General features: G+C 45.9%; 2 protein-coding genes and 1 pseudogene. 1 reads left to right on the top strand and 2 read right to left on the bottom strand.

The window, feature by feature from the left end; translation table 11 throughout:
* Positions 1 to 1,749: hypothetical protein (locus ACKPQ4_RS09070; protein WP_407680863.1), on the top strand; the 1,749-nt coding region annotated here is incomplete at its 5' end.
* A 71-nt stretch (positions 1,750 to 1,820) separates the two neighbouring features.
* On the opposite strand, the gene ACKPQ4_RS09065 is transcribed toward ACKPQ4_RS09070, so the two are convergent.
* The gene (locus tag ACKPQ4_RS09065) at positions 1,821 to 2,303 is read right to left on the bottom strand and encodes a GDSL-type esterase/lipase family protein (protein WP_407680862.1); all 483 of its coding nucleotides are present in this window, start codon (positions 2,301 to 2,303) and stop codon (positions 1,821 to 1,823) included.
* A 47-nt stretch (positions 2,304 to 2,350) separates the two neighbouring features.
* Positions 2,351 to 2,570: pseudogene (locus ACKPQ4_RS09060) on the bottom strand (alkaline phosphatase D family protein); the annotation flags it as partial.

Genomic DNA, 2,570 nt, shown 5'->3' with positions numbered 1-2,570 from the left:
TGCATGTGTTTTCGGGCTCTTCATTTTGGACTTATTATTATGGCAAGCGTTATGGGTATGATTTGCCTTGCTGAGGAATCATTGATTCCGGAAGACCCCAAAGATCGGGTCGGTCCTGGAATGGCAGACCTTTTCGAACGCGATGGTGAACCTCCCGTTTATGAGACTACCAGGGACCACATGCATGTGGGTTTCCGCTGGCAACCGTATGTGAATCGGCCCAAAAATTCGGAAGCAGATATCGAGCGGGAGCTCGGGAAAGTGGGAAGCTACGCGAGTTTCTGGTACATGTCCTTACACACGCTTCCAAGCAAGAAAAACTTAGATTATGCAAACCATCCATCAAAGGAGGCTCAGGCCATTCGCCATGCGGTGAGATTGTGCAAAGCTCGTGGAATTAAAACAGAGCTGGTTATTTGGCAGGTGCCTTTATGGATGAATGGTGGTGAGGAATACGCAGATTTTAACATGCTTCCCCCTGACAACCAGGCGATCTATGACATGGTTAAAGCGACGGTCGAGTGGTTTGGTGAGGATGTAGACTACTATGGTATATTTCATGAAGCGAACCATCCAAAGTATTGGGAGGGTTCGTGGGATGAATTGATGGAGTTGTTTATCCTACCAGCGGCACGGGCGATTCGGGATTATTCGGAAGAGACAGGTGATACCAAAGTGGTTTCCACAGCCGGGTTGTCACCCTCGCGTGATTGCAAGGAATGGTATGATGTTCAACTGGAATACCCAGAATTGATGGGGATGATTGATAATTTCGCCCTTAATCTTAGTGATTTTAATAACGGATGGGGGGGTGGTCTTCTTACATGGGTAACTTCAGTCTGGAGCCAGATGGAATATATGGGTCGTCGATTAAACGAAGATGGCTATGCTGATAAGGGATTGGTGGCGGCTGAAAGTTGGATTTGTTGGGATGGTAAACGTACACCGCATGGTCCTGAAGGAAGCGGGGATACCGTGGAGTCAACTTTGCGTATCTTTGGAGAATGTATCCAACGTGGATTGAGCCTCACTAATCTTCCTTGGGCGGATAACCATAGCGATTGGACGATGGGTCTGACCAAGCGATTAGATTACAATGGGCAGTTAGCTTTATTGGGAGAAGAATTGTACCCGAATTTCACAGGTGGTCCAGCGATTGCCACCCGTAAGTTAAACCTTCGGGGAAGCGATGATAAAACGCAGATATGGAATGATTCTCCCTCCTTTGAGGGTAGTGAGTTTGGTGCTCCCTATGCGGTGCCGGATGATCCCAATCATACCCACTATTATATTTGGCGCTGGTTTGCTCAGTTATCCGCCGGGCAGAATGAGTGCATTCACCATGCCATTGCAGGCGAGGAAGACAATGATATCATACTCACCGGGGTAGACGACGAGGACTTTATGCGGATGAGTTCCTATGACCGCACTGCCAAGAGATTTATTGTGCTAGTGGCACGGCGGGATGAGGATGAGGACCCACAGGATCTTACTGTGTCCATACCGGCGACTATTCAAAAGGGAGAGAGGTACAACCGGAACGAGCAGTTTGTGGGCGAAGGGTTTGCCGAGGGGGAAGAGGTGCGGGTAAGATGGATCACCGAGGATGTCGAACCAAAGACTGGCTATCGCAAGAACAATGTTTCGGGGGAATCTTCTCTACTAGTCGTTACGGAAGGGCAATTGACCTTCAATATTCCTGAGAGTCATCGTCTGACATCTGTGGTTTTTGAATCGTTAAAACCCTGAATGTGGCGCGGCTCATTTTGTTGCCTGCGAACCCATTCAGTTTAGGCACAATGCTCTGACACAGAAGTTGCCTAAAGTTTATTTCCTAGATTCAACCAGGGGTGTACAACCCGTGACCATTTTGTATAGCCGGCTGCATTTAAGTGGAGATTATCTGGTCTCCACAAACCTTTATGAAAAGTCATGTCGGGCTTGAGCAATGTTTTTGAAATATCTACAAAATGTAGCCTTTCTTCAGAACGAGATAATTTCTTGATTTTTAGGTTTAGGGATTGATACGAGTTCCATTTGGAAATCCTTTTTGGTGAGGGCTTGCAGGACAGGTAAACCAAATCTGATTTAGGCAGATCTTCTTTAATTTTCAGCCATAGGGCAGAGAAATTACCCTTTACTTGATCTACAGGTTTACCTGACCACAAATCATTCTCGCCACAGTAAAAAATGATGCGCACTGGCCTGTACTTTGGAAACAGTTGATCATAAAAATATAGAATATCTGAGATATGAGCACCTCCAAACCCTCGGTTGAGGAGGTTTTTCTGGGTAAGATCCACCAAAAATTCTTCATCTATGAATATATTTTATAGAACAGCAATCGTTCTTACTGAAAGCTTATCTCACTCAACGGAATAGAAAATTCCACGCGCTGATTGCCCCGAATATCCCATACCTCAGCTAATACAGAGGGATCATCATGCTCAAAATTTACAGTCAATAATCCAAAATGGTTTTCCATAATTGGGCCCTCCATTCGATTCTTATTGGGAGTCGCAAACCTCCAGGTACTGGAAAGTCCACTGGAGGTGACATCATAAATCGGA

The sequence above is a fragment of the Candidatus Chordibacter forsetii genome, assembly GCF_964187505.1.
GTDB classification, from domain to species: Bacteria; Verrucomicrobiota; Verrucomicrobiia; order Opitutales; family Seribacteraceae; genus Chordibacter; species Chordibacter forsetii.
This window is presented reverse-complemented; position numbering and strand designations above follow the sequence as displayed.